Origin of the sequence: Demequina gelatinilytica (assembly GCF_000971115.1) — a bacterium.
Classification (GTDB): Bacteria; Actinomycetota; Actinomycetes; order Actinomycetales; family Demequinaceae; genus Demequina; species Demequina gelatinilytica.
The window spans coordinates 25,934-49,644 of record NZ_BBLV01000001.1 but is presented as its reverse complement, the minus strand read 5'-3'; the positions used below and the strand labels follow the sequence as shown (position 1 = coordinate 49,644).

Sequence of the window (23,711 nt, the reverse complement as noted above, 5' to 3'; positions counted from 1 at the left end):
CGCACGGGTCAACGGCGCGGCGCCCCAAGTGATTCCCGACGGGTGGCAAAGAGCCCTGGTCAGTCGTGCAACGACTGTGCGTAGACCGCGATCGCGTCCCTCAGGAGGACCGCGGTGCCGTCCCCGTGCTTGTCGTAGGTCGCGCGGAAGCGCGCGTCGTCCGCGTACGTCGCGCCCAGTCCCGTGTACGCCTCGCGGCCAGGGGTCCAGAACAGCGAGACCCACGCGTGATGGCGGGCGACCAGGGCCTGGACCTCGTCGCTCGCGGGGTCGGCGTCGGCCGCCGCGAGGCGTCCCAGCGCCTCCGCGATCGCCTCGTGCTCGGCAAGGTGGGCGCGCTGGTCGGCCTTGTCCAGCGACGCCCAGGCGGCGTTCGATCGCGCGACCGCATCGTCGCCCCAACGCTCGCGAGCCTCGGGCTCGTACGCGGTGTGATCGAAGCCTTCGAACATGTCGTCGGCGGTCATGGGGAGTCCCTTCTCGATGCGGGTGATGGTGCGCTCGACCGTCTCGGCGAGCGCAGCGAAGCGGTCGCGGCGCGCGAGCAGCGCGACGTGGTGGTCACGCATGAGCGCGGAGGTGAGGGTGGCATCGTCCGTGTCGACGATGCTCGCGATGGTGTCGAGCGGGACCTCGAGCTCGCGCAGCACAAGGATGTGCTGGAGGCGCAGCAGCTGGGCGTCGCCGTAGAACCGCCGACCGTCGTGGCCGGTCCGCGCGGGGGTGAGCAGCCCGATCGCGTCGTAGTGGCGCAGCGTGCGGCTCGTCACGCCCGTGAGCCGCGCGACGGCGGCGATGTCGAGGTCCATGCCGACCACGGTAGAAGTTGACGCCACGTCAACGTCAAGCCGGGTGTGCAGCGCAAGGGCCCGGGGCGTCGCGCCTGCGGCACCCCGGGCCCTGGGCAGGATCAGCGGTGCTGCGTCGGTCGACCCTTGCCCTTCGCGGGACGGTCGACCGTGACGGTGTCGACCGAGTACAGCGTGGTGGTGCCCGAGACCTCGTTGCCCACCGCGAGCATCGGCGAGCGCGTCGGGGAGTCCTTCGCCGCGATGAATGCGAGGCCCTCGGGGCCCAGGTCGCCCGCTGCGGAGGACTCGGGGTCCGCCTCGAAGTCGCGGTTGTTGACGTAGGTGACGAACTCGGCGCACGCCGGCGAGGTCACGTCGTAGACCATCACGCCGCCGATGCGCTCGAGACCCACGAATGCGTAGGTGCGGCCGCGCACCTCGCCGACGGTGACGCCCTCGGGCTCCGGTCCCTTGGCGTCCGAGCGCGAGTCGAGCTCGGTCTCGTCGTTGCTCGAGTTGAAGTAGTCCGGCAGCGCCTCCGCGGTGATCTGCTCGAGGTCGTCGCCCGAGTCGAACACCTGCGTGCCGTCGGTGGTCCAGATCGAGAAGGACCGCCCGCCGAAGGCGTAGAGCTCGTCGAAGCAGCCCAGGTCCTCGTTGTAGCCCGATGCGGTGGAGACGTCGAGGCGGCCGAGCGCGCCCTTCTTCAGCTGGTCGTCGGTGAGGACGCCGTCGCACAGCAGGCCGTCGTCCGCGAGGTCGGCGATGCGGATCGACTCCTCGTACCCGTCCGGGCCCTCGTTCCAGTCGTCGCGCGCGTCGCCCTCGTTCGCGGTCACCAGGTAGGTGATGCCGCGCGAGGTGTAGGCCGCGATCGAGTCGGGCATGTACAGGCTCTTGAGGGGGACCGGCCGGATTGCGATGGCATCGTCCTTGTCGGAGGGGTCGATGCCGTTGCCCGCAACCGACAGATCCTTCGCGCCCAGCGACCACAGGTCGGCGACCGTGGCGGCGCGCAGGTCGACCACCGCGATCGCGTTCGCCTCCTGGAGGGTGACGTAGGCGGTGCGCGACCTGGAGTCGACCGTCACGTACTCGGGCTCGAGGTTGCGGGAGACCGGGTAGGCGAGGCCGTCCTTGGACGTCGGACCGAAGACGCGCACGCCGTCGGGCAGGGCATCGCCCTCGTACGCGTGGAAGTCGGCGGTCCGCACCGCGGCCTGCGTCGGTGCGGCGACCTTCCTCGGCAGGGTCACGATGCTCACGGTGCCCTCGGGGTCGACCGTGTACGTGGGGTCGGGCTCGCCCTCGTCCGCGCTGATCGCCATGCGGCCGTCGGGCGTCACCGTCACCATGTCGGGCTGCGCGCCCACGCGGACCGCGCCCAGCGCGTCGCCGTCGGTGTCGAAGAACGCGAGCCACCCGCGGTCCGTCTTGGCGGCGGCCTCGACCGCCACCACCACGAGCCCGTCCTCGCGCACCGCGACCGAGTTCGCCTCGGAGCCCGCGGGGATCATGTCGCCGGAGGCGTCGACGATGCCGGCGACGGCCAGCGTGCCCACCAGCGACGGGGCGGCGGGGTCCGAGGCGTCGAGCACGTTGACCTCCCCGACGTTCGCGTCGACGCTGTAGAGCTGCTGCGAGCGCGCGTGGAAGGCGACGATCTCCGCGGCGGACGCGTCGAAGACGCCCGTCTCGTAGGTCCCGAGCGGGGAGACCGTGAGCGCCGCGCCGTCGGCGGAGAACGTGGTCGGACCGCTCACGATCGCGGCGGTCGCAGGCGCCGCCGCCGCGGCGGCGAGGGCGGTGGCCGCGCAGGCGGCAAGGAGCAGCTTCATCGGTTCCTCCGGGGTCGGGCCGCGGCCGGCGGTCGTGCATCGTCCCTGAGTGAGGGGGTGCCGCGTCGAACTCAACGTACTGAGCGCAAGGTGACGAACCGGACATGGGCCGGTGAATCCTCGGTGAACCTTGGGCCAGGCGTGCCGGCGCGCCCCGCCCATGCGGTCCATGGTGCTGGAGAGGTGCCGGGACCTCCCCGGCAACCCCGGCATCGTCCGTGTCCACCATGCGGGCACCGTGTCCCACGCGAGCGCCCTAGACTCGCGCGTATGACGCAGACTCCCGACATCAAGCCCCGCTCGCGCCAGGTCACCGATGGCCTGGAGGCGACCGCGTCGCGCGGCATGCTCCGCGCGGTCGGTCTCGGCGACGACGACTTCGCGAAGCCGCAGATCGGCATCGCGTCCTCGTGGAACGAGATCACGCCCTGCAACCTCTCGCTGCAGCGCCTTGCCGCGGCCTCCAAGAACGGCGTCCACGCCGGCGGCGGCTACCCGCTGGAGTTCGGCACCATCTCCGTCTCCGACGGCATCTCGATGGGCCACGAGGGCATGCACTTCTCGCTCGTCTCCCGCGACCTCATCGCGGACTCGGTCGAGACGGTGATGATGGCGGAGCGCCTCGACGGCAGCGTGCTCCTCGCGGGCTGCGACAAGTCGCTCCCGGGCATGCTCATGGCCGCGGCGCGCCTGGACCTTGCGAGCGTGTTCCTCTACGCCGGCTCGATCATGCCGGGCCACGTGAAGCTGTCGGACGGCACCGAGAAGGACGTCACCATCATCGACGCGTTCGAGGCCGTGGGCGCGTGCGCCGCGGGCCTCATGTCGGAGGAGGACCGCCTCGCGATCGAGAAGGCCATCTGCCCCGGCGAGGGCGCGTGCGGCGGCATGTACACCGCCAACACGATGGCGTCCGTGGGCGAGGCGCTCGGCATGTCGATCCCCGGCTCGGCCGCCCCGCCGAGCGCCGACCGCCGCCGCGACTACTACGCGCACAAGTCGGGCGAGGCCGTGGTCGAGATGCTGCGCAAGGGGATCACCGCGCGCCAGATCATGACCAAGGAGGCCTTCGAGAACGCCATCGCCGTGGTGATGGCGTTCGGCGGCTCGACCAACGCCGTCCTGCACCTGCTCGCGATCGCCAACGAGGCGGAGGTGGACCTCACGCTCGACGACTTCGCGCGCGTCGCCGCCAAGGTCCCGCACCTGGGCGACCTCAAGCCGTTCGGTCAGTTCGTCATGAACGACGTCGACCGCGTGGGCGGTGTCCCCGCCGTCATGAAGACCCTGCTCGATGCGGGCCTCATGCACGGCGACGTCATGACGGTCACCGGCAAGACCCTCGCCGAGAACATGGACGAGCTCAAGCCCGCCAAGATCGACGGCCGCGTGGTGCGTGCGCTCAACAACCCGATCCACAAGTCGGGCGGCATCACCATCCTCAAGGGCACGCTCGCTCCGGAGGGCGCCGTGGTGAAGTCGGCCGGCTTCGACGACGACGTGTTCGAGGCCACGGCGCGCGTCTTCGACCGCGAGCGTGCGGCGCTCGACGCCCTCGAGGCCGGCGAGATCCAGAAGGGTGACTGCGTCGTCATCCGCTACGAGGGCCCCAAGGGCGGCCCCGGCATGCGCGAGATGCTCGCGATCACCGCGGCCATCAAGGGCGCGGGCCTCGGCAAGGACGTCCTGCTCGTCACCGACGGGCGCTTCTCCGGCGGCACCACCGGGCTGTGCGTGGGCCACATCGCCCCCGAGGCGGTCGACGGCGGACCCATCGCCTTCGTCCGCGACGGGGACAGGATCACGCTCGACGTGGCGAACGGCACCCTCGAGCTGCACGTCGACGCCGCGGAGCTCGAGGCGCGCAAGGAGGGCTGGGAGCCCATCCCCGCGCGCTTCACCAAGGGCGTCCTGGGCAAGTACCAGAAGCTCGTGGGCTCGGCTTCGAAGGGCGCCGTCCTCAGCTGATCGCATCCCCACGGAGGCCCCGCATCGTCCGGTGACGATGCGGGGCCTCCGTGCGTTCGGCCCCGTCGTGCGCCTCTGTGACGGAATCGTGATGAGGAGTCGCCGGTTCGCGGTGCCGGCCCGGCTAGGGTCTTCGGAAGCGATCGGCGAAGGGGCGAGCCATGAGCATGGAGATCCACGGGGCGTGCGCGAGCGCGGTCCCCCCAACCTCGGACGGAGGTCTCACGTTCATAGGGCTGAGGGGGGTGATCGGATCGTGGTGACCAAGGCTGCTGAACCGATGTTCGAGGCGCTCTGCCGGGAGCGCTACGGGAGGCTGATGGCGCTCGCGACCATGCTCGCGGGCCCGGATGAGGCGCCGGACCTGGTGCACGATGCGATGGTGGCGGTCTTCGCCCGCCACCGCCGCTTCGCGTCGCTCGACGCGGCGGACGCGTATGTGCGCAAGGCGATCGCGACAAGGTTCGTCGATCGCGGGCGCAAGAGCTCGCGCCATGATGCGACCGTGCGGAGGGTCGCGGCTCAGACGCCCCGCGCGCACTCGGACCGGCCGGCGGAGCCCTGGCCGGACCTCGATGCAGCCCTGCAGTCCCTTCCGCCTCGGGAGCGTGCGTGCGTGGTGCTGCGCTTCCTCGACGACATGAGCGTCCGCGACACCGCCGCCGCGCTCGGGCTGTCCGAGGGCGCCGTGAAGCGCTACGTCTCGGACGGCCTCTCCGCGCTCAACTCGCGCCTCGGCACGGACGCGCAGCTCGACAGCTCGGACCGTGTGTCCGTCACCATCACGAGGGGGCAGCGATGAACGATCTCGAGGAGATGATGCGCCGCCGCGAGCAGGCGTTGGCGGCGAGCGCCGGCTCGCTCGACCCGGCTTCGGCCGCGCAGCTCGGCGGCGCCGCCCGTCGCCGCCGCCGGACCCGCTCCGCCGTCCTGACGGGGGCGGTCGCCATGGGCATCGTGGCCGCGGGCGGGATCGGCTTCCTGTCGATCGGTGCGTGGGGCGGAGAGCCGGCGCCCGCGGCGCCGACCGTGTCGACCAGCCCGTCGCCCAGCGTGACGCCCTCCGCCACGCCGAGCGCCACGCCGTCCGCCTCGGCCACGCCGCAGGCGACCGCGACGGCCCAGGCGCTTCCGTCGGCCTCGCCTACGCCCGCGCCCACCGAGGTCACGCCCACCGTCCCGCAGTTCGACACGAGCGGCGACGTGTATGCGGGGCTCGCGCTCGCGAGCATCCGCTGCGCCGACACGAGCTCGAACACCGACTACCTGGGTGCGCCGTGGAACCTCAAGGCGCATGGTGCCCCTGCCTCGCCGGCACGGTCGGACGCGACCCATGCGCTCACGCGGTTCCGCGGTGACGAGGCGAGGGACGGGATCGTGGACATGGTCTGGTCTCCGGACTCCACCCGCGCAGCCGTGCTCACGGTGGGTCCGGGCGCGGTCTGGATCCTCGGTGTCGACGGCGCGGCCACCGAGCTGTCCGAGGGCTTCGCCGTCGAGTCGCTCAGCCCCGTCCGGTGGTCGCCCGACGGCACGTTCGTGCTCTGGATCGGCGCGGCCGAGGACGGCACCCACATCCTCTACCGGGGCGAGGTGGCCACGGGCGACGTGTCCGAGGTCGCACGCGCGGACCGTATCCATGGGTACGACGTCTCGCCGCTCACCGGCGACATCGTGTACGGCGCGGCGAGCGCGACGGGCGGCGGCCGCATGGGCGGGTCGTTCCCCGTCGTCATGCGTGTCGATGCCGAGACGGGGGATCAGCAGCGGCTCCGGGCAGGCGGGTGGCCTGCGTACTCGCCCGATGGCACGATGATCGCCGCGGCCGCCGAGTACGGCACCAAGCTGCTCGACGCCGAGTCGGGAGAGCTCGCGGCCGTCGGCGCCACCGGTGCGACCCTTGGCGCGTCCACGAGCTATGCGGACCGCGGCGCCCCCGTGTGGTCCGCGGACTCCTCGTACATCGCGGTGCTCACCGCACGCGACGACGAGCCGCACCGCACGCGCCTGACCGTGGCGTCGCGCGATGGCGCGCTGATCGCGCAGGCGGACGTGGACTCGGACTACCCTCCGGTCTGGACGTCCGACGGCCATGCGGTCGCGGTGGGGAGCTCGGGCGCCGCATCGATCGACGCCGCCACGGGCACGGTGGCTGAGGCGAAGCTGCGCAACAGCGTGGGCGTCTACTCCGCGAGCGGCTCGCGCGTGGTCGCGCTCGCTTCGCTCTGCGGGGAGGAGTCCTACCGCTCGCTCGTGATCGAGCCGACGCTCACCTCGGGCGCCCCTGCGCCCACCGCCGATGGCTGGATCGAGGGCGGCATGCCGGTGGCGTCCCCCGACGGCCGGTACGTGCTCCAGATCCTCGCGGGACCGGGCAGCGGGCGCGGGGCGCTCTACGTGGTCGAGCAGTAGCCCGACCTCCCGACGGGACGATGCGTGGGCCTCGGCCCGCGCATCGTCCCTTGTCATGTGGCGGCTCGGGGACGAGGATCACGTGAGCGTCACCCTGTGCCTCTAGGGTTCACAGGTGAGCGGGAACAGCGGAGAGGATCACGTGGACGACGAACGCGGTGTCGATTCGGGCGTGCCTGGCTCGCGCTGGCCCGCCGTGCTGAGCTCGCCGCGCTTCTGGATCCCGGCGGGGGCGGCGGCGACGGCGCTTGCCGTCGCACTCGGCCTCGCCCTGGTAGGGCCGGTCGCGCGTGAGCGCGCCGCGGCGGAGGTTCCGCGCGTGACCGCGAGCCCCGGTGACGATGCGGCGATCGCTGCGCCGTCCCTCGACGCGACGCCCGAGGCGGCGGTCGCGCCGTCGACCTCTCCCAGCGCGCCGGCATCGGCGGAGCCGGAGGCGCTGCCGCTCGAGGCCGACCGGACGCCGGTGACCGCGTGCGTGCCGGACCTCGCGCTGCCGGTCGCGCTGCAGGCCGCGACGCAGGTGCTTCCGGGCGACAAGGGCGCCAGGTCCGCGGACGTCGAGGCCCCGGCCACCACCGAGCTCCCCGAGTACGTCGACGCGGGGTTCTCGGCCGACGGCGCCCGCGTCGCCGCCGTCGAGCATGGCGAGGGGGCGTACACGGTCCGCCTGCTCGAGGCCCAGGGGATGGCCTCGGTGCTCGACCTGCCATCGATCGGCGCGCCGAGCCTGGCATGGAACCCCACCCGCACCCTCCTCGCGGTGGTGCGCGGCGTCGGTGACGACGCGGTCGAGGTCTCGACCATCGACACCCTCTCAGGCGAGCAGACGCTGGTCGCGCAGCTCGCCGGCGCGGGCACCGAGTCCGTCGTGTGGTCGGCGGACGGTGCCTGCCTCGCGGTCGCCGTCCGTGACACCGCCGCGTCCGGTGCGGACGGCGACCCCCGGGCCTACAGGATCTCGACCGTGCGCCTGTCCGACGGCGCCGTGACCGCGATCGACACGGGCGTGATGCCCGGCTTCGCCGAGGACGGCACGCTGATCTACCGCAAGGTCGACGGCGGACGGCTCGAGCTGTGGTCCTCGTCGCTCGACGGCACCCGGCAGGGCGTGCTCGGCTCGGGCGCAGGCAAGCTGTTCACCGCGCGCACGGTGGTCACCGCGCCCGCGCTCTCGGCCGATCGCAGCACCGTCGCGTACGCGGAGCAGAGCTCTCCGGTCTCCATCCGGGTGGTCGACGTCGAGGGCGTGCACGATTCGCTCGCGACCACGCTCGACCTGCCGTGGGCGCGTGTGCGATGGATGCCCGACGGCGTCACGCTGCTCGTCGACGACTGCGATGGGAGCGTCACCGCGTGCGAGGTGTGGCTGGTCGACAGCGTGTCGGGCGCCGCGGAGCAGGTGAAGGTTCCGCATGCGCGCGGGACCGCCCTGGACTACCCGACCCCGCTCCCGGACGGCTCCGGGATCGTGGTGATGGTCGGCAGGCCCGCCTCGAGCGAGAAGCCGGCCGCGGCGTGGCCCGTGGTCGTGCGCGACGGCGAGGCGGCCCGGCTCTCGGATCCTCAGCCCGGGTATGCCGCATCGGCGCCCGTGTGGTCCCCGGACGGCGACCGCCTGCTGCTGTCGCTCGGCCCCGTGCCCGACGGCGACCAGGGCGTCGCGGGACGCTTCCTGGTGACGCGCCGCTGAGCGGCGCCGGCGCTTCAGCGACGCGCGCCGGCGGCGTCCTCGGCCGCGGCCTGACGCGCCCAGAGGCGCGCGTACGCGCCACCCGTGGCGAGCAGCTCATGGTGCGTGCCCCGCTCGACGATGCGTCCCGCATCGACCACGACGATCTGGTCGGCGTCCACGATCGACGTGAGCCGATGCGCGATCACCGCGACCGCGCGGCCGCGGCGCACGGCGCGCATCGCCTCGCCCAGACCTGCCTCGGTGGCGGAGTCGAGCTGGCTCGTGATCTCGTCGAGCACCAGGACGGGCGCGTCCCGCAGGAGCGCACGCGCGATCGCCACGCGCTGACGCTCGCCACCCGAGAGCTGCGTGCCGTGCTCGCCCACGGGTGTGTCGAGTCCCTGGGGCATCCGCGCGAGCGTGTCGGTGAGCATCGCGTCGGCGCATGCCCGGTGCAGCTCGTCCTCCGTGGCGTCGGGACGCGCGAGCAGCAGGTTGTCGCGGATGGTCCCGGCGAACAGGTACGGACGCTGCGGCACCACGGAGACGAGCCGCCGCAGGTCCGCGTCGGCGAGGTCGCGGGCGTCGACGCCGCCGAGCGTCACCCTGCCTTCGCCCGGGTCGTGGAAACGCGCGATCAGCGCGCCGATGGTGGACTTCCCGGCGCCCGAGACCCCGACGAGCGCCGTGGTGGTGCCGGCGGGGATGGACAGCGTCGCGCCGTCGAGGGCGCGGCGTGCGGGGACGTCGCCATCCGTGCCGGCCTCCATGCTCGGATAGGAGAACGTCACGTCCGTGAGCGCGACGTCGATCTCGCCGCGCGGCGCGGTGGCGGGCACAAGCGGCTCGGGCGTGGCCGGCGGCGCATCCATGACCTCGCGCAGGCGCGCGGCGGCGGCGTACGCCTGGTCGAGCTCCGCGGCGAACTCCTCGACGGCGACCACGGCGGGCGTCGCGCCGAGCACAGCGGCGGCGGCGACCACCGCGGTCTCCCAGCCGAGCGGGAGCGCGGCGGCCAGCGCGACCATCGGGGTCGCGACCGCCAGCGCGTGCGTCAGCCCCCGGCGAGCGGAGGCCCACCGGGCGCGGGTCGCCTGGAGCATGGCGGTGTCGCGGCCGATGCCCTCGAGCTCCGCCACACGGCGCTCGTTGGCGGAGAACGCGATCACCTCGGACACGCCCTGCACGGTGTCGGTGACGTGCTGCGCCAGTGCCCCGCGCCGCTCGCGCAGCCCGGCGGACGCCGTCACCGAGGCCCGTGCGCCCAGGGAGGCGACCCCCAGCATGAGCACCCAGCCGACCGCCGCGACGGCAGCGGCAGCGGGGGAGACGGCGAGCGCGAGCCAGGTACCGACCCCGAGCGGCACCAGCACCGCGGTGAGCGCCGGGCCGATGGTGTGCGCGAAGAAGACCTCGACGCGGTCCACGTCGCGGGTCGCGCGCGACAGGAGGTCTCCCGTGCGGCGCCCCTCGACGGCGGCGGGTGCCTGGGGCTCGAGGCGCTCGAACATCATGACGCGGAGGAGCGCGAGCGCCTTGAAGGCGACGTAGTGGCCCGCGTACTGCTCGAGGTAGCGCGCGAAGGCCTTGACCAGCGCGATCGCGACCAGTGTCCACAGCACGGGCGCGAGCGCACCGCCGTCCACCGCCGTCGTCACGCCCTCGACGGCGACCACCAGGAGCGCGACGCCGCCGATGAGCGCGACGGTGCGCATGAGGATGGAGATGCTCAGCGGTGCGAGCACCGGGCGAGCGACGGTCAGCAGCCAGCGGGTCATGCGGCACCTCCCACGGTGACGATGCGGGTCGAGGACGACAGCACGGCCTCGGTGTGACCGACAGCGAGCACCGTGCGGTCCTCGCATAGCTCCGCGATCGCGGCGAGGATCTCCGCCTCGGCGTCGAGGTCGGTCTGCGACGTCGGCTCGTCGAGCAGCAGGATCGGGGCGTCCGCGAGCAGCGCCCGCGCGATGCCGACGCGCTGGGCCTGGCCGCCGCTGAGCGCCATGCCGCGCTCGCCCACCGGGGTGTCGAGGCCGCGCGGCCACGCGCGCACCTCGTCCTCGAGGCGTGCGCGCCTCAGCGCCTCCCACAGGTCCCGCTCGCTCGCCTCGGGTGCCGCGAGCCGCAGGTTCTCGGCGAGCGACCCGGTGAACAGGTACGTCTGCTGCGCAACGATCCCCAGACGGCGATGGAGCCACGCGGGGGAGACGTCGCGGACATCGTGCCCGCCGACCTTCACCGTCCCGGACTGCGCAGCGAGGTGGCCCTGGATCAGGCCGAGCACCGTCGACTTGCCTGCTCCCGAGCGGCCCGCGAGCACCACGCGCTCACCGCGCCGCACCTGGAGCGCGAAGCCGTCGAGCACCGGTGCGGACGCGTCCCGGCCATAGGTGAAGGTCACGTCCTCCAGCACGATCGAGCCGTCGTCGGCGGTGGGCTCGGGTGCATCCGCGGCGGCGCGCGGGGTCGGCTGCGCGAGCGTGCGCGCGATCTCCTTGCCGGACGCGATGCCGCCCATGCCGATGTAGAAGAACTGTCCGATGCGGTCCACCGGCTCCGTCATGAGCGTCGACAGCAGCACCACGGCGATGGCCTCGCCCGCGGTCAGCGTGCCCGCCGCGGCGCCCGCCATCGCGAGCCCGGTGGCGAGGACGATCATCGCGAGCGAGAACACGGCGTCCGTCACGAACAGCACCAGCTGGTTCCCCGCCAGCAGGCGCATCACATCGGCACGCACGCGCTCGGCGTGCACCGCGAGTGCCGCTCCGCGTGCTCGACCGGCGCCCAGCCCGCGCAGCGTGGGCAGTCCCTGGAGCGAGTCGAGGTACTCCGCGGCCAGGCGGCGTGCGGAGGCTCGGTACGTGGTCGACACCTTGCGGAACAGCTTCCGGAAGCCCCAGATCGCGAGGGGCACCACGGGGACCGCGGCAAGGAGGAGGAGCGCGATCCGCAGGTCGATCGCGACCGCGACGATCACCACCACGGCGAGAGGAGCGAGCAGCGATCCGATGACCGAGCCGAGGAACGTCGCTCGGTACTGGGCCGACCGCTCCACGGCATCGGTCGCGGTGGAGACGAGCCGCCCGGCCTGCGCGCGTGTGCGGTGCACCGGCCCGAGCGCGATGACGTGCCGCACCAGGCGCGAGCGGTCCGCGCCCTCGAGCGCGACCTGATCCCGTGCGGCGGCGTGTGTCGCGTACCACGAGCTCGCCCCCACGACCGCGGCGAGCACGAGGGCGGCGAGCACGAGGCCTGCGCCGTCCTGGTCGTCGATCGCGCGTCCGGCCCGGAGGTACAGGAGGGCGGTCAGCACGGTCGCGAGGACGCCCAGCACAAGGGGGCGATAGGTCAGCACCGGCCAATCTTAACGGCACTCCAGCGTTGCGAAATTAGGGTCGGAGGTCCTGGGCAGCCTGGCGCGCGAGGAGGCCCCGCATCGTCCGTCTCCGGGCGGACGATGCGGGGCCTCCTTGGTGCGGGGGAGCGCCTCGGTCAGACGGCCGCCTCGACACGCGCGGGCTCGACGCCGGCCGCCGCCAGCTGCGCCTCGGATGCGCCGGGGATGGACCTGACCACGCGGCGGTAGGCCGGCGTGTCGTCGTAGATCTCGACCTTGAGGGGGTTCTTGCGACCCGCGCGCATCTTGCGGATCTGGTAGACGGCGAGGGCCAGGTTGGCCGCAAGCGAGATCGCGGACACCGTGAACAGCGCGGCAGGGTCGTGCGAGGACTCGACGGCGAACGACGAGTCGGACACGAAGGCCGGCACGGCCATGGTCCACATCATCCAGAACGCGAGGGTGTGCGCGCGGTGCTGGAGCCACGCACCCTTGCGGATGAAGAACGCGGGGATGGTGCAGCTGATGAGCAGCGCGGCGCCCGCGTAGAACGAGTGGTCGCCCACGCAGTTGTAGACGTACGCGAAGTTCCACAGGTCGTACGCGATGATCCAGGGCCAGATCATGTCCGGGTAGATCATGTCCTGGACCTTGTCGCGCGCGATGTAGATGCCCATCCAGCCGGTGATCGCGAGCAGGTTGATGAGCCCGGCGACGCCGTTCATCCAGTTCCAGGAGCCGGACAGCATGTAGACGCCGTCGACCATGCCGTCGGCGTTCATGGCGCCGACCTGGAAGTCGCGGATGCACGCCTCGAGGATGTTGAGGGCGAGGATGCCCGCGGGGAACATCAGCGCCCATCGGTTCCTCTGGAGCCGCGGGATGTAGCGAATCGCGAGGAAGCCCAGGCAGCCGGCGAGGGCCGAGTACACCTTCACCCAGTGGAACCAGGTGCCGGTGGAGGATCCCTCGCCGGCGGTGTGCGGCCACACGAAGATGGTGAGCACCACCGGTACGGCGATGAAGAAGAACATGCCGGCCCAGGGCCCGCGGCGCGAGAGCTCGTTGAGCCCGATCAGGGCCCCGAGCACCACGAACCACATGACCCCCTGGGCCAACGTGATCGATTCGAACAGGAACATCTCACTCTCCTTCGAGCGGTCGTTCCCGGTCGGGGCCCCGGGAGGTGTGAGGCGCCAGACGGAGGGTCTGGCGCACGAGGTCGGCGAGCACGTCGTCGCCGATGTCGGGGGTGGTGCGCATCACGCCGACGATGCCGTGGAGGAGCATCGCGAAGGTCGCGCGCACGTGGCGGATCTCGATGGTGTGCCGCGCGGCGTAGGCCGGGATGGTGGTCGCCTCGAGCACGTCGAGCAGCGCGGTGACGGACTGGTCGACGTAGCGGACGTACAGGCCCGCGTCGTCGAGGCGCGGGAGCGGGTGCGCGGTGTGCGCCTTGCCGTCGAGACGGTGGGGAAGGTTGCGCCGGAACAGCTGGATGTAGGTGCGGACCGCTCCGTCGATGTCACCGGGGGTGCGCGCGGCGTCCCATGCGCGGAGCTCGTCCGCGAAGTCCGCGACGCATGCATCGAGCACCAGGGTCACCAGCTGGTCCATGGAACCGGCGTAGTGGTACACCAGGCCGCGCGTCACGCCGACCTCGTCGGCGATGTGCTGGAACGTCGTCGCCCGGACGCCGCGCTGCGCGAACATCCGTCGGGCCGCGGCGACGATCTCCTCGCGGCGCGCATCGGGCGCCTTGACGGTGCGCCGGCGTCGGGTCTCCATGACAGGACGCTAGCGCCCATTGACACATCGTCAATTGGGACGGACGTCCCGACCGGACGATGCGCGGGCGGCGCGTCGTCGGGAACGCGTCGGCCGAGGTAGAGGGCGCGTGCTACCGTGCGCGACAACGCGCGAAGGCGCGGCTTCTTGAGGGGGAAGAATGACGACTGGCCAGCCCGCCGCGCCCGACGCCGAGGTCCTGGATCCGCACACCGCGCCGGCGCGGCTCGGTGAGATCGTCCAGCAGCGTCCCGACCTCGGTGCGGCGGTCGCCCGGCACCCGCAGGCGTACCCCGCGCTGCTCGACTGGCTCGCCGCCTACGGTGACCCCCAGGCACGCGCGACGGTCGCCGCGCTGCGCACGCCCGAGCCGGCATCGTTCACGCCGGCGGGGCCCCTGACGGCCGGTCACGCGCCGGCTCAGGCGGGGTACGTCGCCGCCCATGCGGCGCCCGTCGCGGTCGCCGATCCCGTGGCGCCCGCCCCCGAGCAGGCGGACGTCGATGTCCTCGGGGCGACCCGTCCGCGTCCTCGCGGTCGCGTGGTCGCCGGGATCGTCGCCGGCGTGGTCGTGCTCGCGCTTGCCGCGGGCGGTGCGTTCGCCTACTTCACGTTCCTCCACGGGGCGGGCAGCCCGCAGAGCGCGGTCGAGAAGCTCGTCGACGGCGCGCTGAGCGGGGACATGGTCGCGCTCGGCACCTCGATCGCGCCGTCCGAGCGTGAGCTGTTCCAGGATCTGGCGGACGGCTTCGACGAGATCGCCCAGCAGCGGCTCGGCGGCGTCGCGGACGCGGAGGAGTCCTTCGACGTGGAGGCGATCCTCGACACCGTCGACGTGGATCTCCGCGGGATGGTGTACGAGACCGAGGAGCTCGCCGAGGGCGTCGCGGTGGTCCGCATCACAGGCGGGGTGATCGAGGCCGATGTGGACAAGGGCCCCTTCATCGACGCCGTGATGGAGCAGTACGAGGCCGCGGCGACCGCGGGCCTCGAGGAGATGGGCTACGACCCTTCGATGATCGACTCCGAGCTCGACACCGCGCGCGACGCGATCGACTCGTGGGTCGACGAGACGTTCCCGTGGACCTTCGACATCGCGCAGGTGCTCGAGGAGCAGGCCGAGCATGTCGACCCGGACGCCGGCGACCTCTCGCCCCTGGCGTTCGTCACGGTCGACGAGGGCGGCTGGTACGTCAGCCCGATGCTCACGGTCGCGGAGCTCGCCTCGTACGCGGCGGTGGGTCGCGTCGACCATGGCGGCGCGGTGGTCGACGCGCTCGCGTTCGCCACGCCGGAGCAGGCCGTCACCGGGACCGCGGACGCCGTGGAGGAGTTCTTCAGCACGCACGACCTCGAGGCCCTGGCGGCGGTCATGCCGCTGCCCGAGCGCCGGCTCCTGTCGATCTACGGAGAGCCCCTCCTCGATGAGGTGGACTGGTCCGGGGCGCCCGAGCTGACGCTCGACATCACCGACGTGGACGTGGCCACGGACGGCGGCCGTGCGGTCGCCGAGGTCCTCGCGTTCCTCGTCGCGGTCGAGCCGACGGACGGCGGGAGCCCGTCGACCGTGCGCTACGACGACGGCTGCATGACGGTCGAGACGTCGTACCAGGAGGAGCTCTGCCTCTCCGACGCACCGCCGCTCGAGATGCTCGGGATCGACGATCTCACGCTCACCGTCCTCAAGGAAGGCGACGGCTGGCTGGTGAGCCCGTTCGCGACGCTGGGCGACTACCTGGTCCGCGTCACCGAGGGCTACGCCGACGCGAGCGAGGACGGCTCGCTCGAGGAGCTGATGTACGGGTTCTGACAGACCCGACCCAACCGATCTGCCAGCGGTGTCGTTATCGAGTCGAGACCCGGGGTCACCCGGTCATGGCACATGGTGCCGCTAGGGTCTCATCAACGGATCCGCTGGGGGCAGCATGGATGAGCAGACGCAGGAGTCGACGCCGGACGCACCGGGGCCCGGGGCATCACGCTGGGCCGCGTGGGCTGACGCGCTGAGGCCGCCCAAGGTGTGGGTGCCGACCGCCGCTGCGATCGGCGTGATCGCTCTGTCGATCGGCGTCGTCGTGGTGCAGGCGAACGCCGACGATGCTGTGGCCGCGACCGACGCGCCGTCGTCGAGCCCGAGCCCTGTCCCGAGCGTCACGGCGACGGTCGAGCCCGACGTCGTCGCGGTGCCCGCCGGATCCCCTGTTCCCAGCGCGACGCCGAGCGAGATCGCTGTCGCGCCCCCGTCGCCCGGGCCCAGCGCATCGGCGAGCGCCGAGCCGGAGCCCACAGAAGAGCCCGTCGCGATCGCGGCGCCCCAGGTGTGGAACGCCGCCTACGCGGGCGAGGTGCGCAGTCTTGGCGCCACCGCGAACGCGTTCTTCGCGGTCGACACGACGCCTGACGGCGCCGCGTACGTCGCCCGCGCCACCACGTTCACCGGCGGATACGAGTCCTCCCTCATCTACGTGGGCTCCGTGGCGGGGTCCGGGCCGCTCCAAGCGCGGAAGCTCACGGGCTCGACCCTCACCACGATCGAGCTCGCGCCGACCGGCCACGAGCTGCTCATCGGCACGTCCGGCGAGGACGGGCACGCGCTCGAGGTGGTCGACGTGGTCACGGGCGATGTCTCCTGGTCGGTCGACTTCCCCGGCAGGACCGTGGTGGACGCGCAGTGGAGCCCGTCGGGCGACAGCATGGTGGTCTCCCTCGGGACGGGCCGCGACTGGAGCCTCGACGGCACGGCGAGCTCGATCGTGGTCGTCGACCGCGCCTCGAAGCGCGTGACCGAGGTCGCGATGGGCGCGCGAGGGACGTTCGCGCCGGACGGGCGCGCGGTCGTCTACTACGCATCGCACGATGGCGAGATCCGGCTCTACCGCACGCTGCTGGCGTCAGGGACCGAGCAGGCGATCTCCGCCGCGGCGCTGACCCTGGAGGACCCCTCGGTCTACGCGCTCTCCACGCCCGTGTGGGACCCCACCGGCGAGTGGGGTGCGTACACCTACTCGCAGGGCGACGGCGACGACCACGAGCCGGTGCGGCTGTTCGCCGCCGACGGCAGCGGCGATCGCGAGGTGCCAGGTGTGAGCAGCTACCGCGGGATCCGCTGGGCGCCTTCGGGACAGCGGTTCTCCGTGATCGGCTGGGACGGTGTCGCGGTGGTCGACGTCGACGACGCCGCGCACCCGGACGAGCTCGACGAGAGCGACATCTGGTTCAGCGGCCTCGAGCCGCTGTCGGTCGCGTGGACGCCGGACTCGTCCGGGCTGATCATCAACGGCACGACGCGTTCGGAGGCGTGGACGGGCCTCTACGACGTGGAGAGCGTGGACCTCATGTGGCTTCCTGTCGAGGGCCACCGGTACTCCGGCGCGGTCTGGGCCGCGGACGGTCGCTGGCTCATCGAGGACAACGACGGCGCGCTGGTGGCACGTCACACGTACGTGGAGTGAGCGCGGTGCTCCCCGCCAGGGGAGCACCGTCTCAGAATGCAAGATGGTGAACCACGATGTGAGATTCATTGTCCATCTGGTGACACGCGCGCGAACCCGGGCGTAGAGTCGCTGGCATGCAGACGATCCTCGTACGAGTTATCGGGCGCGCGGACTAGCCCCGAGACCCACGCATCGTCCGCGCGCTGACCCCGACGCCGCCAGGCCGAGGGGTTCTTTCATGCGAGGCGGACGCGAGGACCGCCTCACCCCGACCCCCAGGAGAGAAGATGGCACAGGTTCAGGCCAAGCCGGGCGTGCCCGCGGCCCGCATCGCCCGCCAGGCGCCCAGCGCACCCACGCTGGCGCGCCCCACGCCGCAGTCGAACCCCGACCCTGCGCTCAACGGCGTCCAGATGACGGGTGCGGAGGCGATCATCCGCTCGCTCGAGTGCGCGGGAGCCACCGACGTCTTCGGCATCCCCGGCGGAGCGATCCTCCCGACCTACGACCCCCTGATGGACTCGCAGCGCCTGCGCCACATCCTGGTGCGCCACGAGCAGGGCGCCGGCCACGCTGCTCAGGGCTACGCCCACGCGACGGGCAAGGTCGGCGTGTGCATCGCCACCTCGGGCCCCGGTGCGACCAACCTGGTGACCCCGATCGCCGACGCGAACATGGACTCCATCCCCATGGTCGCCATCACCGGTCAGGTGGGTGCGGCGATGATCGGCACCGACGCCTTCCAGGAGGCGGACATCGTGGGCATCACGGCGCCCATCACCAAGCACAACGTGCTGGTGACGGACCCGGCGGAGATCCCCCGAGCCATCGCCGAGGCCTTCTACATCGCAAGCCATGGCCGGCCCGGCCCCGTCCTGGTCGACATCGCGAAGTCCGCGCAGCAGGCCACCACCACGTTCCAGTGGCCCGGCCGCATCGAGCTGCCCGGCTTCAACGCCGGCGCGCGTCCGCACCAGAAGACCATCCAGGAGGCCGCGCGCCTGCTGGCCACGGCGCGTCGACCCGTCCTGTACGTCGGCGGCGGCGTGATCCGCTCCGGCGCATCGGCCGGGCTGCGCAAGCTCGTGGACCTGTCCGGCGCGGCCGTGGTGACCACGCTCATGGCGCGCGGCGCGCTGCCCGACAGCCACCCGCAGCACCTGGGCATGCCCGGCATGCACGGCACGGTGGCGGCGGTCGCGTCGATGCAGAAGGCGGACCTGGTGGTGTCGCTCGGCGCACGCTTCGACGACCGCGTCACGGGAGCGCTCAACAGCTTCGCCCCGCACGCGACCATCGTCCACGCGGACATCGACCCGGCGGAGATCGGCAAGAACCGCGCCGTCGACGTGCCGATCGTCGGCGACCTCAAGGATGTGTTCGAGGCGCTCGTCCCGGCGCTCGCCGCCGAGCATGAGCGCCACGGCAAGCCGGACCTCGAGGCCTGGTGGGCGCAGCTCGACGACTGGCGCACCACGTACGCGCTCGGCTACACGCCGACCAACGACCAGCTGTCGAGCCCGCAGCACGTGATCCAGCGCCTGGGCGAGCTCAACGACCCCGACCGCACCATCTACACCGCGGGTGTGGGCCAGCACCAGATGTGGGCCAGCCAGTTCATCAAGTACGAGCACCCGAACACGTGGATCAACTCGGGAGGCCTCGGCACCATGGGCTTCTCGGTGCCCGCAGCGATGGGCGCCCAGGTGGGCGCGCCCGACAAGCAGGTGTGGGCGATCGACGGCGACGGGTGCTTCCAGATGACCAACCAGGAGCTGGTCACCTGCGCGATCAACGAGATCCCGATCAAGGTCGCGATCATCAACAACTCGAGCCTGGGCATGGTCCGGCAGTGGCAGACGCTGTTCTACGACCAGCGCTACTCGAACACGGACCTGCACACCGGCCACGGCACGCGCCGCGTCCCCGACTTCGTCAAGCTCGCGGAGGCCATGGGCTGCGTGGGGTTGCGCTGCGAGTCCGATGCGGACGTCGACGCGACCATCAAGCGCGCCAACGAGATCGACGACCAGCCCGTGGTGGTCGACTTCACGGTGTCGCGCGACGCGATGGTGTGGCCGATGGTCGCCGCCGGCAAGTCGAACGACGAGATCCAGTACGCCAAGGGCATCGCGCCCGAGTGGGACCGGGAGGACTGACCCCATGACCAAGCACACGCTCTCCGTGCTCGTCGAGAACAAGCCCGGCGTCCTCGCCCGCGTCGCGGGCCTCTTCAGCCGTCGTGCCTTCAACATCCACTCGCTCGCGGTCGGCCAGACGGAGCACCCCGAGATCTCGCGGATCACGGTGGTGGTCGATGTCGAGGACCTCCCGCTCGAGCAGGTCACCAAGCAGCTCAACAAGCTGGTGCACGTGCTCAAGATCGTCGAGCTCGAGCAGGGCCGCTCGGTCCAGCGCGACCTGCTCCTGGTGAAGGTCCGCGCCGACGCCCGCCAGCGCACGGACGTGCTCCAGATCGTGGACCTGTTCCGCGCGCACATCGTCGACGTCTCCACGGACTCCGTGGTGATCGAGGCCGTCGGCACCCCTGACAAGCTCGAGGCGCTGCTCGCGGCCCTCGCGCCGCACGACGTCCGCGAGATCGTCCAGTCCGGCACCGTCGCCATCGGCCGCGGCGCCCGCTCCATCACCGAGCGCGCGCTCGACCGCGTCGCCACCGCTTGACCCCACGGCCGATGCGCGGGTGACCGCCGCATCGTCCGTCCGCAGTTCTCATCTACGTCAGTACCGAAACGAAGGAGATCCCCAGCATGGCTGAGCTGTTCTACGAGAAGGACGCCGACCTCTCGATCATCCAGGGCAAGAAGGTCGCGATCGTCGGCTACGGCTCGCAGGGCCACGCCCACGCGCAGAACCTCCGCGACTCGGGCGTCGACGTCCGCGTCGCGCTGCGTGCCGGGTCGGCCTCGACCCAGAAGGCCGAGAACGACGGCTTCACGGTGCTCACGGTCGCCGAGGCCACGCAGTGGGCGGACCTCATCATGATCCTCGCGCCGGACCAGCACCAGCGGACCATCTACAACGACGAGATCAAGCCGCACCTCACCGAGGGCAAGACCCTCGCCTTCGCGCACGGCTTCAACATCCGCTTCGGCTACATCGAGGCCCCGCAGGGCGTCGACGTCATCCTCATCGCCCCCAAGGCCCCGGGCCACACGGTGCGCCGCGAGTACGTCGCGGGCCGCGGCATCCCGGACATCATCGCGGTCGAGGTCGACGCCTCGGGCTCGGCGTGGGCGACCGCGCTGTCCTACGCGTCGGCGATCGGCGGCACGCGTGCGGGTGTCATCAAGACCACCTTCACCGAGGAGACCGAGACCGACCTGTTCGGCGAGCAGGCCGTGCTCTGCGGCGGCATGTCGCACCTGGTCCAGTACGGCTTCGAGGTCCTCTCCGAGGCCGGCTACCAGCCCGAGATCGCCTACTTCGAGGTGCTCCACGAGCTCAAGCTCATCGTCGACCTCATGTGGGAGGGCGGCATCGCCAAGCAGCGCTGGTCCATCTCCGACACCGCCGAGTACGGCGACTACGTCTCGGGCCCGCGCGTCATCACGCCGGAGGTGAAGAAGGCCATGCAGGAGGTCCTCGCGGACATCCAGTCGGGTGCGTTCGCCAAGCGCTTCATCGACGACCAGGACAACGGCGCGGTGGAGTTCAAGGAGCTCCGCGCGAAGGAGGAGTCGCACCCGATCGAGAAGACGGGCAAGGAGCTCCGCGCCCTGTTCTCGTGGTCGGCCGCCACGGTCGACGCCGACTACGTCGACGGCTCCGCGGCGCGCTGATCCGCCCCGCCTGACCGAAGCGAAGGGGAGGTCCCGTCCGGGACCTCCCCTTCGTCGTGCGTCAGGACGATGCTGCGGGCGGCCGGTCGCCGAAGCCGCACGTGGAGCGCCACTCGCCGAGCCGGTCGTCGAGTCGTTCGTGTTCGACGTCGCGCCCTAGCCTGCGCGAGGCGCGTCTCGCGATGCGAGACGGGCTCCCCAACATGTGGACAGTTCCCCTAGGATGGAGGCAGAGCCCGCGGCCCGATGACGGGGCGGGTCAGCATCCGACCGAGGGAGAACCGATGACCACCTACCGCCTCGCAGTCGTCGCCGGCGACGGCATCGGCCCGGAGGTCGTGGCGGAGGGCCTCAAGTGCCTCGCCGCCGCGACCGAGGGCACCGACATCACGTTCGAGACCACCGAGTTCGACCTCGGTGCCAAGCGCTGGCACGCGACGGGGGAGACCCTCACCGACGCGGACCTCGAGGCGATCAAGGGCCACGACGTCATCCTGCTCGGCGCGATCGGCGACCCGACCGTGCCGTCCGGCGTCCTCGAGCGCGGCCTGCTGCTCAAGCTCCGCTTCGAGCTCGACCAGTACGTCAACCTGCGTCCCTCGCGCCTCTACCCGGGCGAGGTGTCGCCGCTGAGCGAGCCCGGCGACATCGACTTCATCGTGGTCCGCGAAGGCACCGAGGGACCGTACGTCGGCAACGGCGGCGCGCTGCGCGTCGACACTCCGCACGAGATCGCGACCGAGGTCTCCGTGAACACCCGTCACGGCGTCGAGCGCGTGGTCCGCTACGCCTTCACCGTCGCTCAGGGCCGCGACCGCAAGCACGTCACCCTGGTCCACAAGCACAACGTGCTCGTCCACGCCGGCCACCTGTGGCGCCGCACGGTCGAGGCCGTGGCGCCGGAGTTCCCGGACGTCACGTGGGACTACCTGCACGTGGATGCGGCGACCATCAAGCTGGTCACCGCGCCCGCATCGTTCGACGTGATCGTGACCGACAACCTGTTCGGCGACATCCTCACCGACGAGGCCGCCGCGATCTCGGGCGGCATCGGTCTCGCGGCCTCCGGCAACGTCAACCCCGACAAGACCGGTCCGTCCATGTTCGAGCCGGTCCACGGCTCGGCGCCCGACATCGCCGGCAAGGGGATCGCGGACCCGTCGGCGACCGTCCTCTCGGTCGGGATGATGCTCGACTTCCTCGGCCACAAGGACCTCGCGCAGAAGGTCGAGGACGCGGTCGCGGCCGATGCCTCGGCCAAGGTCGCCGCCGGCGCCGAGGGCAACGGCCCGCGCTCCACGTCCGAGGTCGGCGACGCGATCGCCGCCCGCATCCGAGGCTGAGCCCACCCCGCCCCCGCCCCCGCCCCCGCCCCCCCAGCGGGCAAGCGTTTACCCCGACGTCCGGTGCACGATCCGCGAGAGAAGCGTGCACCGGACGTCGGGATTGACGAAGCGCCACCCGGCGAGCACTACCCTCAGACAGACACCCCATCACAGGAAGGCCCAGACGTGACCGACATCGCTGCATCGTCCACTGCGGAGGCCTTCCGGGTCGTCCCCCACCCGAGCCCGGCCACCGACGCCGAGCGCACGGAGCGCCTGCGCGACCTCGCCTTCGGCCTCCAGTTCACGGACCACATGGCCCACATGACGTGGACCGCTGCGGAGGGATGGGGCGACCGCCGGGTCGAGCCCTACGGCCCCCTCCCGATGGACCCCGCCGCCTCCGTGCTGCACTACGCGCAGGAGGTCTTCGAGGGCCTCAAGGCGTACCGCTGGGCCGACGGCTCGGTGCACCTGTTCCGCCCGATCGCGAACGCCGAGCGTCTCAACCGCTCCGCGTGGCGCATGGCTCTCCCGGAGCTCCCGGTCGAGGACTTCATGGAGTCGATCCGCGCGCTTGTCGAGATCGACCAGGCCTGGGTCCCCGACGCCCCCGAGACGTCGCTGTACCTGCGTCCGTTCCTCATCGGGACCGACGTCTTCCTGGGCCTGCGTGCGCCCAAGCGGGTCGACTACCTGCTCATCGCGTCGCCCTCCGGCCCGTACTTCAAGGGAGGCGTCAAGCCCGTCAGCATCTGGGTCGAGCGCGACTACCACCGCGCGGGTCCGGGCGGCACCGGCGCCGCGAAGTGCGGCGGCAACTACGCGGCCTCGCTGCGCCCGCAGATGGCGGCGATCGAGCGAGGCTTCGACCAGGTCCTCTACCTCGATGCGGCCACCGGCTCCGTGCTCGAGGAGCTGGGCGGCATGAACGTCTTCGCGGTCCACAAGGACGGCACCGTGCTCACGCCGATCATCAACGGCAACATCCTCGAGGGCGTGACGCGCTCGTCGATCATCCAGCTGGTCGAGGACCAGGACCTCAAGGTGGTCGAGCGCGACATCACGCTCGCCGAGCTGCGCCAGGGGATCGAGGACGGCGACATCACCGAGGTGTTCGCGTGCGGCACCGCGGCGATCGTCACCCCGGTGGGGCGCATGGCCTCCACCGACTTCGACGTCACGGTGGGCGACGGCGAGCCCGGCGAGGTCACGCTCAAGGTGCGCCAGCGCCTGACGGACATCCAGTACGGCCGCGCCGAGGACACCTACGGCTGGATGACCCAGGTCATCTGACGCCCGCGGGGCGCGGGAGGCTCGGTCCTCCTGCGCGTCCC

General features: G+C 71.8%; 17 protein-coding genes. 11 read left to right on the top strand and 6 right to left on the bottom strand.

Features of this window, described 5'->3' with window-relative positions; all coding sequences use genetic code 11:
• Window positions 1–59: 59 nt before the first annotated feature.
• Both AOM00_RS00230 and AOM00_RS00225 read right to left on the bottom strand, forming a co-directional pair.
• Complete coding sequence (locus AOM00_RS00230) at window positions 60–809, bottom strand: MerR family transcriptional regulator (protein WP_062515882.1); 750 nt, start codon at window positions 807–809, stop codon at window positions 60–62.
• A 101-nt stretch (window positions 810–910) separates the two neighbouring features.
• Complete coding sequence (locus AOM00_RS00225) at window positions 911–2,629, bottom strand: choice-of-anchor I family protein (protein ID WP_062515881.1); 1,719 nt, start codon at window positions 2,627–2,629, stop codon at window positions 911–913.
• Between the two features lie 270 nt (window positions 2,630–2,899).
• Here AOM00_RS00225 and ilvD point away from each other — a divergent pair, with 270 nt between their 5' ends.
• The 4 genes from ilvD (at window position 2,900) to AOM00_RS00205 (ending at window position 8,702) form a co-directional block, all read left to right on the top strand.
• Window positions 2,900–4,597 (top strand): dihydroxy-acid dehydratase, encoded by a 1,698-nt coding sequence (gene ilvD / locus AOM00_RS00220; RefSeq protein WP_062515880.1) that lies wholly within the window; start codon window positions 2,900–2,902, stop codon window positions 4,595–4,597.
• 280 nt (window positions 4,598–4,877) lie between these two features.
• Window positions 4,878–5,399: an RNA polymerase sigma factor gene (locus tag AOM00_RS00215; protein WP_062515879.1), complete on the top strand. Its 522-nt coding sequence runs from the start codon at window positions 4,878–4,880 to the stop codon at window positions 5,397–5,399.
• A complete protein-coding gene (locus AOM00_RS00210; protein WP_062515878.1) occupies window positions 5,396–7,009 on the top strand; it encodes a TolB-like translocation protein in 1,614 nt (537 codons plus the stop codon). The genes AOM00_RS00215 and AOM00_RS00210 overlap by 4 nt, the downstream gene beginning before the upstream one ends.
• Window positions 7,010–7,151: 142 nt before the next feature.
• Window positions 7,152–8,702 (top strand): WD40 repeat domain-containing protein, encoded by a 1,551-nt coding sequence (locus tag AOM00_RS00205; protein ID WP_062515877.1) that lies wholly within the window; start codon window positions 7,152–7,154, stop codon window positions 8,700–8,702.
• 14 nt (window positions 8,703–8,716) lie between these two features.
• On the opposite strand, the gene AOM00_RS00200 is transcribed toward AOM00_RS00205, so the two are convergent.
• The 4 genes from AOM00_RS00200 to AOM00_RS00185 all read right to left on the bottom strand — a co-directional run bounded on the left by AOM00_RS00200 (window position 8,717) and on the right by AOM00_RS00185 (window position 13,812).
• Entirely contained in the window at window positions 8,717–10,462 is a 1,746-nt protein-coding gene (locus AOM00_RS00200; protein WP_062515876.1) for an ABC transporter ATP-binding protein, read from the bottom strand.
• Window positions 10,459–12,042: an ATP-binding cassette domain-containing protein gene (locus tag AOM00_RS00195; protein ID WP_062515875.1), complete on the bottom strand. Its 1,584-nt coding sequence runs from the start codon at window positions 12,040–12,042 to the stop codon at window positions 10,459–10,461. Before AOM00_RS00195 ends, AOM00_RS00200 begins: the two co-directional genes overlap by 4 nt.
• A 137-nt stretch (window positions 12,043–12,179) precedes the next feature.
• Entirely contained in the window at window positions 12,180–13,166 is a 987-nt protein-coding gene (locus AOM00_RS00190; RefSeq protein WP_062515874.1) for a DUF5692 family protein, read from the bottom strand.
• A gap of 1 nt (window position 13,167) precedes the next feature.
• Window positions 13,168–13,812 carry a TetR/AcrR family transcriptional regulator gene (locus tag AOM00_RS00185; protein WP_062515873.1) on the bottom strand — a complete coding sequence of 215 codons (645 nt, stop codon included), beginning with the start codon at window positions 13,810–13,812 and terminating at the stop codon, window positions 13,168–13,170.
• A 160-nt stretch (window positions 13,813–13,972) separates the two neighbouring features.
• Between AOM00_RS00185 and AOM00_RS00180 the strand changes: the two genes are divergently transcribed.
• The 7 genes from AOM00_RS00180 to AOM00_RS00150 all read left to right on the top strand — a co-directional run bounded on the left by AOM00_RS00180 (window position 13,973) and on the right by AOM00_RS00150 (window position 23,670).
• The gene (locus tag AOM00_RS00180; RefSeq protein WP_062515872.1) at window positions 13,973–15,622 is read left to right on the top strand and encodes a variant leucine-rich repeat-containing protein; all 1,650 of its coding nucleotides are present in this window, start codon (window positions 13,973–13,975) and stop codon (window positions 15,620–15,622) included.
• 115 nt (window positions 15,623–15,737) lie between these two features.
• On the top strand, window positions 15,738–17,264 hold the full coding sequence (locus AOM00_RS00175; protein ID WP_062515871.1) for a hypothetical protein: 1,527 nt from the start codon (window positions 15,738–15,740) through the stop codon (window positions 17,262–17,264).
• 269 nt (window positions 17,265–17,533) lie between these two features.
• Window positions 17,534–19,405, top strand: coding sequence for an acetolactate synthase large subunit (locus tag AOM00_RS00170; RefSeq protein WP_062515870.1), 1,872 nt, complete (start codon window positions 17,534–17,536; stop codon window positions 19,403–19,405).
• Between the two features lie 4 nt (window positions 19,406–19,409).
• The gene (gene ilvN, locus AOM00_RS00165) at window positions 19,410–19,931 is read left to right on the top strand and encodes an acetolactate synthase small subunit (RefSeq protein WP_062515869.1); all 522 of its coding nucleotides are present in this window, start codon (window positions 19,410–19,412) and stop codon (window positions 19,929–19,931) included.
• 86 nt (window positions 19,932–20,017) lie between these two features.
• A complete protein-coding gene (gene ilvC / locus AOM00_RS00160) occupies window positions 20,018–21,049 on the top strand; it encodes a ketol-acid reductoisomerase (protein ID WP_062515868.1) in 1,032 nt (343 codons plus the stop codon).
• A gap of 284 nt (window positions 21,050–21,333) precedes the next feature.
• A complete protein-coding gene (locus tag AOM00_RS00155; protein WP_062515867.1) occupies window positions 21,334–22,392 on the top strand; it encodes a 3-isopropylmalate dehydrogenase in 1,059 nt (352 codons plus the stop codon).
• Between the two features lie 168 nt (window positions 22,393–22,560).
• On the top strand, window positions 22,561–23,670 hold the full coding sequence (locus AOM00_RS00150) for a branched-chain amino acid aminotransferase (protein WP_062515866.1): 1,110 nt from the start codon (window positions 22,561–22,563) through the stop codon (window positions 23,668–23,670).
• Window positions 23,671–23,711 lie beyond the last annotated feature (41 nt).